This window comes from Streptomyces sp. NPDC020731, assembly GCF_044334705.1.
Lineage (GTDB): Bacteria > Actinomycetota > Actinomycetes > Streptomycetales > Streptomycetaceae > Streptomyces.
The window spans coordinates 1-15175 of the sequence record NZ_JBIRTN010000035.1 but is presented as its reverse complement, the minus strand read 5'-3'; the positions used below and the strand labels follow the sequence as shown (position 1 = coordinate 15175).

General features: G+C 71.8%; 10 protein-coding genes. 5 read left to right on the top strand and 5 right to left on the bottom strand.

The features are described from left to right. Positions 1-196 precede the first annotated feature (196 nt). Positions 197-934, top strand: a complete 738-nt coding sequence (locus ACH4VX_RS34600; protein ID WP_398373177.1) for a SigE family RNA polymerase sigma factor — start codon at positions 197-199, stop codon at positions 932-934. A gap of 291 nt (positions 935-1225) precedes the next feature. Here ACH4VX_RS34600 and ACH4VX_RS34595 read toward each other — a convergent pair whose 3' ends face one another. Then, positions 1226-1846: a uridine kinase gene (locus tag ACH4VX_RS34595; RefSeq protein ID WP_398373208.1), complete on the bottom strand. Its 621-nt coding sequence runs from the start codon at positions 1844-1846 to the stop codon at positions 1226-1228. Between the two features lie 163 nt (positions 1847-2009). Between ACH4VX_RS34595 and ACH4VX_RS34590 the strand changes: the two genes are divergently transcribed. The 3 genes from ACH4VX_RS34590 to ACH4VX_RS34580 all read left to right on the top strand — a co-directional run bounded on the left by ACH4VX_RS34590 (position 2010) and on the right by ACH4VX_RS34580 (position 8467). Continuing rightward, positions 2010-2348 carry a hypothetical protein gene (locus ACH4VX_RS34590; protein ID WP_398373176.1) on the top strand — a complete coding sequence of 113 codons (339 nt, stop codon included), beginning with the start codon at positions 2010-2012 and terminating at the stop codon, positions 2346-2348. 1126 nt (positions 2349-3474) lie between these two features. Then, positions 3475-8016: a DNRLRE domain-containing protein gene (locus tag ACH4VX_RS34585; protein WP_398373175.1), complete on the top strand. Its 4542-nt coding sequence runs from the start codon at positions 3475-3477 to the stop codon at positions 8014-8016. Position 8017: 1 nt separating this feature from the next. Beyond that, positions 8018-8467, top strand: coding sequence for a hypothetical protein (locus tag ACH4VX_RS34580; RefSeq protein ID WP_398373173.1), 450 nt, complete (start codon positions 8018-8020; stop codon positions 8465-8467). A gap of 670 nt (positions 8468-9137) precedes the next feature. On the opposite strand, the gene ACH4VX_RS34575 is transcribed toward ACH4VX_RS34580, so the two are convergent. From ACH4VX_RS34575 to deoC, 3 genes are read right to left on the bottom strand one after another with little or no spacing between them, the layout of a single operon-like run. Next, positions 9138-10037, bottom strand: a complete 900-nt coding sequence (locus ACH4VX_RS34575) for an aldehyde dehydrogenase family protein (RefSeq protein WP_398373172.1) — start codon at positions 10035-10037, stop codon at positions 9138-9140. Then, a complete protein-coding gene (locus ACH4VX_RS34570) occupies positions 10030-11466 on the bottom strand; it encodes an aldehyde dehydrogenase family protein (protein WP_398373170.1) in 1437 nt (478 codons plus the stop codon). Before ACH4VX_RS34570 ends, ACH4VX_RS34575 begins: the two co-directional genes overlap by 8 nt. A gap of 5 nt (positions 11467-11471) precedes the next feature. Further along, positions 11472-12425 carry a deoxyribose-phosphate aldolase gene (gene deoC, locus ACH4VX_RS34565; protein WP_398373206.1) on the bottom strand — a complete coding sequence of 318 codons (954 nt, stop codon included), beginning with the start codon at positions 12423-12425 and terminating at the stop codon, positions 11472-11474. Positions 12426-12537: 112 nt separating this feature from the next. Here deoC and ACH4VX_RS34560 point away from each other — a divergent pair, with 112 nt between their 5' ends. Continuing rightward, on the top strand, positions 12538-13212 hold the full coding sequence (locus ACH4VX_RS34560) for a PH domain-containing protein (RefSeq protein ID WP_398373168.1): 675 nt from the start codon (positions 12538-12540) through the stop codon (positions 13210-13212). 69 nt (positions 13213-13281) lie between these two features. On the opposite strand, the gene ACH4VX_RS34555 is transcribed toward ACH4VX_RS34560, so the two are convergent. After that, positions 13282-14949 (bottom strand): phospho-sugar mutase, encoded by a 1668-nt coding sequence (locus ACH4VX_RS34555; protein WP_398373166.1) that lies wholly within the window; start codon positions 14947-14949, stop codon positions 13282-13284. Between the last annotated feature and the right edge of the window lie 226 nt (positions 14950-15175).

Genomic DNA, 15175 nt, shown 5'->3' with positions numbered 1-15175 from the left:
CAGATGCCCATTGGGCCCGCATACGTGCCGCTACGTGCACGGTCACCTGTGAAGGATCTGTGGGCCCACCGTGACCAACCCCTGTGACACGCCTGTGACAGTCGGCTGACACGGCCATGAAGGTCCACCGGCAAGCTGTTCGGCACAAGCACAACGGCAGGGCAGAACACCGGAAGTCCACGACGGGGGGCGCGAGATGAACACGCTGCACGGCATCAGCACCAGCGCAGTGATCACGCGTCTGCACGACGTGCACCGGGGTTCCGAGAAGTCCGGTGCGGCGAGCATGCGGGGGTGCGCTCGCGGCACCGGGCGTCAGCACACCACGATCATGACGGTGGTTGACGCACCCACGGGGGAGACCGACGGGGGGAACGCGTACGGGGAGGGCTCGGGGGAGCGCCGCTCGCTGTCGGAGGTGGAGTTCACCACCTACGTCCAGGAGCGCCGCGCCTCCCTGTACGCCACCGCCTATCACCTGACCGGCGACCGCTTCGAGGCCGAGGACCTGCTGCAGAGCGCGCTGTTCTCGACCTACCGGGCGTGGGACCGGATCAGCGACAAGGCGGCGGTCGGCGGATACCTCCGCCGCACCATGACCAACCTGCACATCAGCGCGTGGCGCCGCCGCAAGCTGAACGAGTACCCGACCGAGGAACTGCCGGAGACGGCCGGTGACACGGACGCGATGCGCGGCACCGAGCTGCGCGCCGTGCTGTGGCAGGCGCTGGCCCGGCTGCCCGAGCTCCAGCGCACCATGCTGGTCCTGCGCTACTACGAGGGCCGCACGGACCCGGAGATCGCGGACATCCTCGGCATCAGTGTCGGCACGGTGAAGTCCAGCATCTGGCGGTCGCTCCGCCGGCTGCGCGAGGACGAGGTCCTCAGCTTCGGCCGTGACGAGGAGGACGCCTTCGGGGAGCTTGTCGCCTGAGGGTACGGGGGAAACGGGGGATCCGGGATCCGGGGGGATTCCGGAGAGCACGGGGACCGCGGGGATGTCGGGGGACGTCACCGTGACAAGAGGGGGACCGAGGGGGATCACGGGGGATCGGAGGGGGAAGCACAAGGGGGTCACGGGGGACCTCTGCGGATCCGGGGGGATCAAGAGGGGTCAGGGGGACCAGGGGGGATCACGGGGGAGTGCGAAACAGCGGGACTGGAGGGCCGGGGGGCCCGCCCAGTCCCGCCTTTCGTATGTGCTTTCGTATGTGCGCGGGGGCCGCTAGGCCGGCGTGCTCGTACCCGTCGCCGTCGCCGTCGCCGTACGCCCGGCGACCGCCGCCCTCGCGAGGCGGCCCAGCGCCTCGTCCCGGTCGCAGGCGTACGCGCCCAGCGCCGTCTGGCGGGCCACGATCGACCGCTCCAGCCGCATCAGCCGCCAGCCGCGGCGCAGCAGGAACGGCACCGACTTGCGGCCCTCCTTCAGATCCCGCAGGAACCGCCGCCGGAACGTCCGCACCGGACCCCGGCTCAGACACAGGGCGTCGGCCAGCAGCCCCAGATCACGGCAGCGCGTGACGATCTCCGCGGCGAAGATGCCCTCGGCGATGAACAGCGGCGTGCCGCCGATGTCGACGGCCGTCTCACCCGTACGGGCACTCAGCGAGATGTCGTAGACGGGAACCGGCGTACGACCCGTGCGGCACAGCCGGTCGATCGCGGCGACGGCGGTGTCCGCGTCCCAGGAGCCGGGGTCGTCCCAGTCGATGTCGGAGCTGCCCGCCACGAGGGGCAGGGTCGGGTCGTCGCCCTCCTTGTAGAAGTCGTCGAGGCGCAGCACGGGAAGACCGGAACGGGCCGCGAGGAGGGACTTGCCGGAGCCGGAGGGGCCGCAGAGCAGCACGACTCGCGCGGATACGGGCGACTGGGAGGAGCTCACGGGACACCAGTTTGAGGCATCGCCCGCGCGGCGTACGCCCCGCGGTACGGCTTTGAAGCGCGCGTCACACATCGACTACTCTTCGCGTCGATCCGATTACCCGGTGAAGGCGACAGGTGGCAGAGCGATGGCCCGACACAAGGCACCCAGGACGCCGACCGCCCGACGCGCCCTGGCCGTCCTCGCGACGGCGGGTGCGGCGCTCGGCCTCGGCGCGGCCACGGCGTCGGCCGCGAACTCCGAGACGCTGCTCGACGATGCCGGCCAGGTCGTCGGCACGGTCGCGGACCTCAAGCCCAACCCGCTCGCCGGCACGGGCGTCGACCCGCTCGACAACGGCGTCGGCACGCAGGTCGCCGACTTCCGCGCGGTGGACTCGCGGGAGGTGACGGGGCCGGTCGCCCAGGCGCGGTCGGTCGGCGGCATCCCGGTGGCGGGGCAGGCGACGGACGCGCTGAGGAACTGACCCTGCCGTCCGCCGCGCCCGCGTCCGTCCTGCAGGGAACTGTCCTTGATGCCGTCGACGAACGGCCGCCAGGCCGCTCCGCCCAGCACCAGGACGGGTTCGGACGTGTCCTTACGGGCGTGTGAGGACCTGCGCGACGCGCTCAAGGCGGTGGGGGTGACGTTGCCGTCCCTCGGACTCGACGCACCCTCGTGCGCCGGGTCCGCTCCGCTCGCCTCCGCGCTCCGGCCCGATCAGGGGGCGGCGCGGTGAGACACCGGCGCCACCGCGGGGACTTCGGCGACCACGCGGTCATGGAGTCCCCGGCGGATTCGGCCGGACGGGTACGGGTGGACGGGTACGGCATGATGTCCGTCCCGTCCGGCGAGTGCCCGTGGCGTGACGCGTGGCCCGTGGTCGCGCAGGCCGGTGACGGCAACGCCTGGTTGACGGGCGCATGTTGGCTGTACTGCCGCCGCGAGGGCGTGGCCGTACTGTGGGTCGGTTCTGCGGCCGCGCCCGGCGCGACGGGTGACGTGCACGCGTGCGGCCCGTGCATCGCGGAGTTCGACCACATGGTGAGCGTCCAGTCGCATTGCGGGGACCGTGCCGCCGCCGGGACCGCACGGTCGCCCGCACACACCGAGCCCGCGCACGCACCCCCCGCCGCGTGCCCTGCTGCGACCACTCGTCGACCGGTTCTCCCGCCTGTCCCCGGCGTACGACTCGGAGGGCCTGGCGGGCGTGCGGGTGGTCGAGGTGGGCGAAGGCGGCCATCAGGGCGGTGGCCGGCTGTCTCGCGGTGCGGAAGTCGCGCAGTGCCTTGCCGTCGACGGCCATGACGCGTCGTCCGGGCACTGAGGGCCGGCGTTCCTGGAGGAAGCGTCCGATGGCCCGACCGAGGGCGTCACCGTCCGCAGCGGCCGGAACGAGGCGGATGGTCGTGGCGTGAGGAGGGCGGATGAGGCCCGTCAACGGGTCGGGACGGCATGGTTTTTGTGGACATGTCATACATGGGTATTAAGATCATCCAACCTTTGACCGAGATGGATGGGAAGGTTCCCCTGTGTACGACCGCACGCCGATCGCCCCGGTTCCCGGCCGGCGAAGATCCCGCATCGGACGACGAGCCCTGGCGGCAGGCCTGTTGGCCGCTCTCGTGTGCGCCCCGCTGCCCCTGTTCAACGAGCCCGCGTCCGCCGAGGCCGCGGAGGCGGTGACCGAGGCGGCGACCACGGCACAGCAGAAGTCCGGCGCGCGGAGCGAGATCGTCTCCGAGCGAACCGAGTCGACCACCACCTGGGCCAACGCCGACGGCACCACCACCGTCGAGGCGTATACCGGCCCGATCCGGGTCAAGCAGACCGACGGCAGCTGGCGGCCCGTCGACACGGCCCTCGTGGCCGAGGACGGCGTGGTGCGGCCGAAGAACGCGGCCGCCGGCATCACCTTCTCCGGCGGCGGCGCGGACGAACCCCTCGCCGAGGTCTCCCGCGGCGGCCACACCCTCGGCCTCGACTGGGACGGCAAGCTTCCCGAACCCCGCCTGGACGGCTCGACCGCCGTTTACGAAGGCGCCGTCGCGGGCGGTGACGTCGTGGTGACCGCCCTGAAGGAGGGCTTCTCCCACTCCGTCGTCCTGCACGAGCGCCCCGACGGCCCGGTCAGTTACCGGCTGCCTGTCTCGGCCGACGACCTCACCCTGCACGAGACCGCCGACGAACGTCTGCGCTGGAACGACGGCAACGGCCGTGCGGTGGCCACCGCACCGCTGCCGGTGATGTGGGGCTCGGGCGAGAAGCGCGCCTCCGGCGAGCCCGAGGACCTCGCGGCCATCGACGTCACGATCGAGCGGGACGCGGACACCGGCGACCAGGTCCTGGTCCTGCGGCCCGACGCGGAGTTCCTCGCCGACCCCGAGCTGAAGTACCCGGTCACCATCGACCCGACCGACTCCCTGCTCGGCCCGGTGACCGACACCTGGGTCCAGTACGACGACTACCTCACCTCGCAGCGCGGCTCGACCGAGCTGAAGGCCGGCACGTACAACGGCACCGAGAAGGCCCGCTCGTATCTGAAGTTCGACGTGGCGAAGTACGCGGGCAAGCACGTCCTCGACACCGACCTGCGCCTGTACTCGTACTACTCGTCCACGTGCAGCACCAGCAACTCCGGCAACCAGGTACGCCGTATCACCTCGGCCTGGGACCCGTCGGCCCTCACCTGGGCCGAGCAGCCCACGACCACCACGACCGGCGCCGTGACCTCCACAGCGGCCAAGGGGTACAACTCCAACTGCCCGGCCGGGCATGTCTCCTGGGACATCGACGGCATCGTCCAGGCCTGGGCCGACGGTCAGCCCAACCACGGTGTGCGGATCGCGGCCGTCGACGAGACCGACCCGCTCACCTGGCGCCGCTATCACTCGGCGAACCAGACGGACGGTTCGCACAACGCCGCCTACGAGCCGTCCCTGACGGTCACCTACAACTCCAAGCCCGGTACCGCGGCAGCCGTTTCCCCGCTGACCGGCGCCTACACCTCCGACACCACACCCACGCTGTCCGCCAAGGCCACCGATGCCGACGCCCAGCAGCTCACGCTGACCTTCGAGGTGTGGACGGCGACCGGCGCCGCGGCCCTGCAGTCCGGCACGTCCGCCGCCGTGGCCTCCGGGGCGGTGGCCACCCGCACGGCCACCACACTGGCACCGGGTGACTACAAGTGGCGGGCCCGGGCGTCCGACGGTACCGACACCGGTGCCTGGTCGGCCTGGCAGACGTTCACCGTCGACACCACCGCGCCGTCCGCCCCCGCCGTCACCTCCACCAGCCACCCCTCGGCGTCGGCCTGGTACAGCGCCACCACCTTCGCGGGCACGCTCGCCGCGACCGACGCCTCCGGCGTGAGCGGGTACGCCGTCAAGCTCGACCAGAACCCGACGACCGCTGCCGGAACGACCGTCACACAGACGGCGGCCGGAGTGGACTGGTCCGGGCGCACCGACGGAACATGGTGGGTGCACGCGGCCGCCAAGGACAAGGCGGGTCTGTGGTCCTCGACCCAGCACCGCGCCTTCAACGTCGACACCACCGCCCCGGATGCTCCCGGCGGTCTGGCCTCCTCCACGCATCCCGTGACGACCAGCGCCTACGCCGACCGCACCGCGACGTTCAACTGGTCCGCGCCCGCCGACCTGTCCGGCATCGCCGGTTACGCGGTCAGTGTGGACCGCGTCACGGACACCCTGCCGGCCACCACCGGCACCGCGCAGACATTGACGAAGTTCACCACCACCGTCGACGCGGACGGCACCTGGTACCTGCACGTCCGGGCCAAGGACCAGGCGGGCAACTGGTCCTCCACCGCCGCGCACCTGCCCTTCCGGGTCGACACGACGCTGCCGCCGAGTCCGGCGATCAGCTCGTCCACCCACCCCGACCAGACGGGCGCGTACAAGAGCGGTTCCTTCCAGGCGACCTGGACGGCGCCCTCCGGCGCCTCCGCCGGGTACAGCATCGTCGTCGACTCCGCCTCCGACACCGTGCCCGACAGCACGGCCGAGACGACCGGCACGTCGTACGCGACGACCCGCGCCGAGGGCGTCTGGTACCTGCACGTGCGCGGCGTCGACGGCGACGGCACGGGCGGGGCGACCGCGCACCACCGCTTCACCGTCGACACCACCGCGCCCGGCGTCCCGGCCGTGACCTCCGCGTCCTACCCCGCGGACGCCTGGGCCGGCGGCGCGCAGGTGACCGGGACGTTCACGCTGACGCCCGACGGTGCCGACACCCGCATCCTGACCTACCGCGTCGACGGCGACACCGAGCGGAGCGTCACCACCAGCGGCGGCCCGGTGGCGCTGCCGGTCACCCCGGCCACCGAGGGCAGCCATCAGCTCGTCGTCACCGCGACCGACCGGGCCGGCAACGTCTCGGCCGAGACCGAGCGCGTCTTTCACGTCGGACGGGCGGCCGTGACCGCGCCCGCCAACGGCGAAGTGCTCGTGGGGTCTGCCGATCTCGCGGTCAGCGCGCCGGCCTCGCTGACGGAGGTCACCTTCCTCCAGCGGGCGTCGTCCGCCGATCCGTGGCAGGTCGTCCCGGCCTCCCAGGTCACCCGGACCGACTCCACCACCGTCTCGTGGCCGGTGCCGCTCACCGGTGGCTCGGCCCCGAAGCTGGTGTGGGACACCTCGTCCCTGTCCGGCAGCGGCAGCCGGCAGATCGGCGCCCGCTTCGGTGGGCCGTACGACCCGCCGGGGGCCGAACCGGTCTCGGTGATCGTCGACCGGGTGGAGGTCATCGAGGACGGCGGGGGCGACGATGTCCAGGAGCCGGAACCCGCTCAGGCGTACGCCCTGGAACTGGCCGAGGAGCGCGCGGCGGAGAATCCCGACGCCTTCGCCCCGCCCTACGTCGATCCGGCGACGGGCGAACTGGTCGCGCCGGTCGTGGAGTCGGCCTCGGCCGACGAGGCGTCCGCACCGATCCGGGTGACGCAGGTTCCGGCCGACGAAGGCAGCGGAGCGCCCGCCGAGGACACGGAGGACGACACCAAGCCCGACACCGAGACCACCGAGACGGAGACCCCCGCGCCACCCGCCGACGGGGCCGCGGAGTCCACCGGCGAGGAGTCGTTCGAAATGCCGGAGGACACCACGGAGACCACACCCGAGCCGGCCGGGCCGACGGTCACCGAGGAGGTCGCCCCACGCACCGAAGTGGTGGAGCACAGCGTCACCGCGCTGGAGTCCGTACGTGACGAGATCCTCCAGCTGCCGGATGCGGAACTGCCCGGCGTGGGCGGGCTGCGCGTCGCGTCCGTGGACGCCGTGCACAACCGTGTCGTCGTGGAGACCGAGACGGCCGCCCCGGAGCTGGTCGCGGCTCTGGGCGAGCGCTACGGCACCGACTCGGTGGCCGTGCAGGTCACTCCCGGTGTGGACGCGCTGGACCCGCAGGCGAACCGCTACAACGACACCTCGCCCTACTACGGCGGGGCGCGTATCTACTCGCAGCTGACCATGAGTTCGGCCACATGGTGCACGGCGGGCTTCAGCTGGAAGTACAACGGCAAGTGGTACGTGGTGACCGCGGGCCACTGCACCACCGGCAACGGTGCCGTCCTGAACCCCAGCAAGAGCGACTACATAGGTCCGGTCGTCCGGGACAACTGGAAGAACGGCTCCGGCTCGGTGAAGCTGTCCGGCCAGAAGTACTACTCGGGTGACCTGGCGCTGTACCGGGTCGAAAGCGGCAGCTCCGCGTCGGCCCGGATCTACAAGGGCGGCAAGACGTCCAGTTCGTCGCGCGCCGTGCACGACTACTGGCGGCGCTGGGCGCAAAGCGGTGACAAGGTCTGCACGGGCGGCATGATGACCGGCGAGAAGTGCGGCTGGAAGGTGACCGACACACAGGCGACCATCCGCTACTCGGGGGGTACGACGGCCAAGAACATGGTCGTGGCCAAGAAGACGTCCGGCTCCTGCACCATCAAGGGTGACTCCGGCGGCCCGGTGTACACCGTCGACGGCAGCGGGCGTGCCTTCGCCAAGGGGATCATCTCCGGCGGCGGAGGTGGCGGCGGCGACAACAGCGGCGGCCTCTTCGACCCGTGTTGGCTGTACTTCACCGACATCGGGCTGGCCAACAGCGCCTTCCCCGGCACCGTAGCGAGGTATTGACATGCGCCGAGCCCTGTTCGTCCCGCTGCTGGCGGTGGCCCTGACCGGATGCTCGGCCCTCGGCCGGGACACGCCGTGCACCGAGGCCGCCGCGGACTCGCAGGTGTCCGTCGTGTGGCGGCCCGCCGACTTCGGAGAACCGGACGCGGCGAGGCTCCGGCTGTGCGTGGACGGCGCGTGCGAGGAGCAGGCGTCGGGCAGTTCCGACGACCCGTTCATGTCGCTGGCGGTCCGTCTGCCCGACGACGTCGGCGCGAAGACCGTGGAGGTGCGGCTCGTCGTGACGTCCGCGAAGAGCGGTGACACGGTCGTCGAGGACAGCGCCGGAGCCAAGCTGACGGAACAGCACCCCAACGGCACGTCCTGTCCGCCCACCGTCTGGACGGCGACGTTCCGCGCCCACCCCGCCGAGGGCCTCACCTCACCCGAGGGCATGAAGCTCCAGGGCTGAGCCCTTGCGCGAGGCGCCTGTTCCCGGTGACACCGGGAACAGGCGCCTCGCGTCTCATCGGAGGCTGAGCGGGGGAGCCGGTCCGGGCAGCACCTGTGCCGTGACCGGCATGGGGATGCCGTCGCCACAGCACCGGCCTCGTCCTCGGCGTCACCCTGTGCAGGGAGCGGGACGGTTCACCGCGCGGGCGGCTGTCGTATGTCTCCCGGTGGACGAGTACGTCGTCCATGTGGGTCCGGTCCCAGGTCCTGATGGCCCGTATCAGGTGGTGCGAGGGGAGCCCGCACCGCTTCTCCGACTCGGACCTCGGGGCCACAGCGCGCCCGGCGTCGAAGACGGCTCTGGAATCCGAGGTGGCCAGGGCGTAGCCCCACTCCCGCGCTCGGGGCGTCTTCCGGTCTCCTCACCACCCTCTGTCGCCGTGTGCCGGGCCGCCTTCGAGGTCCTGTTCACCGAGGTCAGCCGGATCACCGGGGCCACCGGGCTCAGCGACGGCCCCGCAGGACGCCGAGCGCCGTGATGCGTACCTTCCGAACGGGTCGATCGCCGGCGACGGACGCCGTGTCGCACCCGGCCGGCGGTGCTCGAAGAAGGCCGCGGCTCATCTGGACGGAGATGAGCCGCGGCCTTCTTCGAGGGGGGCGGAGGGCCGGCGGTGCAGGGTGGCCGGTCAGTAGGCGGAGCCCGACGCGCCCAGCGAACCCGTCGGGTGCCAGACCGTCTTGGTCTCCAGGAACGCCGTCATGCGGTCCGTGCCGGGCGCCGCCGACCAGTCGTCCACAGACTGTGGACGCAGGACCCGCTTGAGGTTGTCCGCGGCCGCGATCTCCAGTTCCTTCGCCAGCGCCTCGTCGGCGCCCGCGAGGTCGATCGCGTTGACGTCCTGGTGCGCGGCGAGCGGGGCGGCGATCTCCGCCGTACGGCCGGAGAGGATGTTGACCACGCCGCCGGGGAGGTCGGAGGTGGCCAGGACCTCGCCGAGGGAGAGGGCCGGGAGCGGGGACTCCTCGGACGCGATCACGACCGCCGTGTTGCCCGTCGCGATCACCGGGGCGACCACCGAGACCAGGCCCAGGAAGGACGACTCCTGGGGGGCCAGTACGGCGACCACGCCCGTCGGTTCGGGGGAGGACAGATTGAAGAAGGGGCCCGCGACCGGGTTGCCGCCGCCGACCACCTGGGCGATCTTGTCGGTCCAGCCCGCGTACCAGACCCAGCGGTCGATCGCCGCGTCCACCTGGAGGGCCGCCTTGGACTTCGACAGCCCCTCGGCGTCGGCGACCTCCGCGACGTACTGGTCACGGCGGCCTTCGAGCATCTCCGCGATCCGGTACAGGATCTGGCCGCGGTTGTACGCCGTCGCGCCGGACCAGCCGCCGAACGCCTTGCGCGCGGCGACCACCGCGTCACGGGCGTCCTTGCGGGAGGAGAGCGGGGCGTTCGCCAGCCACTTGCCCTTCGCGTCGCTCACCTCGTACACCCGGCCGCTCTCGGAACGCGGGAACTTCCCGCCGACGTACAGCTTGTAGGTCTTGAAGACACTCAGTCGCTGCTCGGACTTCTCAGACATCGAGGTACGCCTCCAGGCCGTGGCGGCCGCCCTCGCGGCCGAAGCCCGACTCCTTGTAGCCGCCGAACGGCGAGGTCGGGTCGAACTTGTTGAACGTGTTGGACCAGACGACGCCCGCGCGGAGCTTGTTCGCGACCGCCAGGATGCGCGAGCCCTTCTCCGTCCAGATGCCCGCCGACAGGCCGTAGGGGGTGTTGTTGGCCTTGGCGACCGCCTCGTCGGGCGTACGGAAGGTCAGCACCGACAGCACCGGGCCGAAGATCTCGTCGCGGGCGACGGTGTGCGCCTGGGTGACCTTCGTGAACAGCGTCGGGGCGAACCAGTAGCCGGACGACGGAAGTTCGCAGGACGGGGACCAGCGCTCGGCGCCCTCCGCCTCGCCCTGGTCGGCCAGCGCGGTGATCCGGGCCAGCTGCTCGGCGGAGTTGATCGCGCCGATGTCGGTGTTCTTGTCCAGCGGGTCACCGAGGCGGAGCGTGGACAGGCGGCGCTTGAGGGAGTCAAGCAGCTCGTCGTGGATCGACTCCTGGACCAGCAGGCGGGAGCCCGCGCAGCAGACCTGGCCCTGGTTGAAGAAGATGCCGTTGACGATGCCCTCGACGGCCTGGTCGATCGGGGCGTCGTCGAAGACGATGTTGGCGCCCTTGCCGCCCAGTTCGAGGGTGACCTTCTTGCGGGTGCCCGCGACCGTGCGCGCGATCTCCTTGCCGACGGCGGTCGAACCGGTGAAGGCGACCTTGTTCACGTCGGGGTGGGCGATCAGCGCGGCGCCGGCGCGGCCGTCACCGGTGAGGATGTTGACGACGCCCCTGGGCAGACCCGCCTGGCGGCAGATGTCCGCGAAGAAGAGCGCGGAGAGGGGCGTCGTCTCGGCGGGCTTCAGGACCACCGTGTTGCCGGTCGCCAGTGCCGGGGCGATCTTCCACGCCAGCATCAGGAGCGGGAAGTTCCAGGGGATGACCTGGCCCGCGACGCCCAGCGGCTTCGGGTTCGCGCCGTAGCCGGCGTGGTCGAGCTTGTCGGCCCAGCCCGCGTAGTAGAAGAAGTGCGCGGCGACCAGGGGGAGGTCCGCGTCGCGGGTCTCCCTGATCGGCTTGCCGTTGTCGAGGGTTTCCAGGACGGCGAGCTCGCGGCTGCGTTCCTGGATGATGCGGGCGATGCGGAAGAGGTACTTCGCGCGCTCGGAGCCCGGGAGCGCCGACCACTTCTCGAAGGCCCTGCGGGCGGCCTTCACCGCGCGGTCGACATCCTCCTCGGTGGCCTCGGCGACCTCGGAGAGGACCTCCTCCGTGGAGGGGGAGACGGTCTTGAAGACCTTGCCGCCGGCCGCCTCGGTGAACTCGCCGTCGATGAACAGGCCGTACGACGGGGCGAGGTCGACGACCGAGCGGGACTCGGGCGCCGGTGCGTACTCGAATGCGGATGCCATGGTGATCAGTCCACCGTCACGTAGTCGGGGCCGGAGTAGCGGCCGGTGGCCAGCTTCTGGCGCTGCATCAGCAGGTCGTTCAGAAGCGAGGAGGCGCCGAAGCGGAACCAGTGGTTGTCCAGCCAGTCCTCGCCCGCGGTCTCGTTGACCAGGACCAGGAACTTGACGGCGTCCTTGGTCGTGCGGATGCCGCCGGCCGGCTTCACGCCGACCTGGACGCCGGTCTGGGCGCGGAAGTCGCGGACCGCCTCCAGCATGAGGAGGGTGTTCGCGGGGGTCGCGTTGACGGCGACCTTGCCGGTCGAGGTCTTGATGAAGTCCGCGCCGGCCAGCATGCCGAGCCAGCTGGCGCGGCGGATGTTGTCGTACGTCGAGAGCTCGCCGGTCTCGAAGATGACCTTGAGGCGGGCGTTCGCCCCGCAGGCCTCCTTCACGGCGGTGATCTCGTCGTACACCTTCAAGTAGTTCCCCGCGAGGAACGCCCCGCGGTCGATGACCATGTCGATCTCGTCCGCACCGGCGGCGACGGCCTCGCGGACGTCCGCCAGCTTCACGGTGATCGGGGCGCGGCCGGCCGGGAAGGCGGTGGCGACGGAGGCGACCTTGACGTCGGAACCGGCGACGGCCTCCTTCGCCGTGGCCACCATGTCGGGGTAGACGCAGACCGCGGCCGTGGCGGGCGTGGCGCGGTCGGTCGGGTCGGGGCGGACCGCCTTCGCGCCGAGCGCCCGGACCTTGCCCGGGGTGTCCGCGCCTTCCAGCGTCGTCAGGTCGACCATCGAGATGGCGAGGTCGATGGCGTACGCCTTCGCGGTCGTCTTGATCGAGCGGGTGCCGAGGGAGGCGGCGCGCGCCTCCAGGCCGACCGCGTCGACGCCGGGCAGCCCGTGGAGGAAGCGGCGCAGCGTGCTGCCGGACGCGGTGACGTCGCTGAGAGCGTTTGGTGCAGTGAGGGGCATGGTCACCAGACGAGCATATCTACGCGCGTAGCGGCTGTACAGCCCCGTGGGGGATCCCGCACGGCCTCCACCGCGTACGACGTCCTCCGGGGCGTCGTGCAGAATCGGGACCATGACGTCCCCCGAGCACCAGTCGCCCGACCCGGAGCCCACGAAGCCGACCGGGTCTGCGGCGCCCCAGTACCAGGACCGCATCTACCGCTCACCCGCGGGTCTCGTCGGCGGTGTGCTGATGCTCGCCGTCATCGGATGGCTCGGCGTCGACGCGGTGTTCGCCGGCGAGGGCCGCACCCCGTGGCTGGCCCTCGCCCTGATGCTCCTCCTCGTGCCGCTGATCACCGCCTACACGCTGCGCCCCGCCGTGTACGTGAACGACGACCGGCTGCGCGTCCGCAACCCGTTCCGCGTGATCGTGCTGCCCTGGGGGCAGGTCGGCTCACTGCGGTCCGGTTTCTCCAACGAGGTCTTCACCGAGTCCGGTGCGAAGTACCAGCTGTGGGCCCTTCCGGTCTCGCTGCGGGCCCGTAGCAAGGCGCACCGGCAGGAGGCGCGGGCCGCCGCGCAGGCCGCGCGCAAGGGCGGTGGCGGCCGCGGCGCGGAGGGTGCCGCCGAGGAGGTTCGGCGGCACGAGAGCGACCGGGCGATGGACGAGATGCGTGAGCTGCACGAGCGGCGGCAGGGTGCCGAGGCCGCGCAGGGTGAGGTGACCGTGCGGTGGGCCTACGAGATCGCCGGGCCCGCGGTCGCGGGGGCCTTGCTGCTGGCGGTGTTGCTGGCCGTGGGCTGAGCGGGTGCTGCCGGCCGTGGGCCGAGCGGGTGACGCGGGACGAGCGCGCTCGCCCCGCGTCGGGTTTCCTCAGATGCCTGCCGCCGCGGACAGGTCCTGCTTGATCCTGGCGAGGAGCGCCGTCGCCTTCGTACGGGCCTCGGGGAGGTCGGTCCGCGTGGCGACCGGGACCACCACCTCCAGGTAGCACTTCAGCTTCGGTTCCGTGCCGCTGGGGCGGACGACGACCCTCGCGCCGTCCAGGGTGTAGCGGAGGCCGTCGGTGGGCGGGAGCTTCTCCGTGCCCCGGGTCAGGTCCTCGGCGGTGGTGATCCGCAGGCCGGCCAGCTCCGTGGGCGGCCGGTCGCGCAGGCGGCGCATCGCGGAGGCGATGAGGCCGAGGTCCTGTACGCGGACCGAGAGCTGGTCGGTGGCGTGCAGGCCGTGCTCCACGGCGAGGTCGTCGAGGAGGTCGAGGAGGGTGCGGCCCTCGGCCTTCAGTTCGGAGGCCAGTTCCGTGAGGAGGAGGGCGGCGGTGATGCCGTCCTTGTCGCGTACGCCGTCCGGGTCCACGCAGTAGCCGAGGGCCTCCTCGTAGCCGTAGCGGAGGTTCTCGACCCTGGCGATCCACTTGAAGCCGGTGAGGGTCTCCTCGTGGGGGAGGCCCGCCTTCGCGGCGATGCGGCCGAGGAGGGTCGACGACACGATCGACTCCGCGAACGTGCCGGTCGCTCCGCGGCGGACCAGGTGGGCGGCGAGCAGGGCGCCGACCTCGTCGCCGCGCAGCATGCGCCAGTCCGTGCCGCCCGTGCCGTCCGTGACGTCCTTGACGGCCGCGGCGCAGCGGTCGGCGTCCGGGTCGTTGGCGATGACCAGGTCGGGGTCGGTCTCCCTGGCCTTCGCGAAGGCCAGGTCCATCGCGCCGGGCTCCTCCGGGTTGGGGAACGCGACGGTCGGGAACTCCGGGTCGGGGTCGGCCTGCTCGGTGACGAGGACGGGTTCCGGGAAACCGGCCCGGGCGAAGGCGGCGAGGAGGACGTCCTTGCCGACGCCGTGCATCGCCGTGTAGACGGTGCGGGCGGTGCGGGGGGAGTCCTTGGACAGGACCGCGTCCGTGCGGGCGAGGTAGGCGTCCAGGACGGTGTCGTCGAGGGTCTCCCAGCCTTCGGTGGGGCGGGGGACCGTGGTGAGGGAGGCGACGGCCTCGATCTCGGCGGCGATCTCCGCGTCGGCCGGGGGGACAATCTGGGAGCCGTCGCCGAGGTACACCTTGTAGCCGTTGTCGCGGGGCGGGTTGTGGCTGGCGGTGACCTCCACTCCGGCTACGGCGCCGAGGTGCCTTATGGCGAAGGCGAGGACGGGGGTGGGGAGGGGACGGTCGAGGACGGCCGCCCGGAGGCCTGCGCCGGTCATGACGGCGGCGGTGTCCTCGGCGAAGTCGCGGGACTTGTGGCGGGCGTCGTAGCCGATGACGACGAGGCCGGCTGTGCCGTCCGCCCCGGCGGGGCTGTGCTTCTTGAGGTACGCGGCGAGACCGGCGGCCGCGCGGATGACGACGGAGCGGTTCATGCGCATCGGGCCTGCGCCGAGTTCGCCCCGGAGGCCGGCGGTGCCGAACTGGAGGGTGCCGCTGAAGCGGGCGGCGATTTCGGCGTGGTCGCCGGTGTCGATGAGGCGGGCGAGTTCCTCGCGGGTGTCCGGGTCGGGGTCCTCGGCGAGCCACGCCTGGGCCTGTGCGATGAGGGCGTCGTCTTGCACGGTTCGGTCGACCTCTCTCGTTGGTCGTCGGTCAGGGTTTCATGCCGGCGGCGCCTGCGCGTCCGATGCCTGCGGCGCTGCGTCCGGTCCGGTGGGCGGGTCGGGGGTGGCGCCTGCGGCCGGTCGGGCGGGGCGCCTGCGGCCGGTCGGGCGGGGCGCCTGCGGCCGGTGGGTGGGTCGGGGCCGTGTCGGGGGTGTCCGTCCTCGGACCGGCGCGGATCACGTC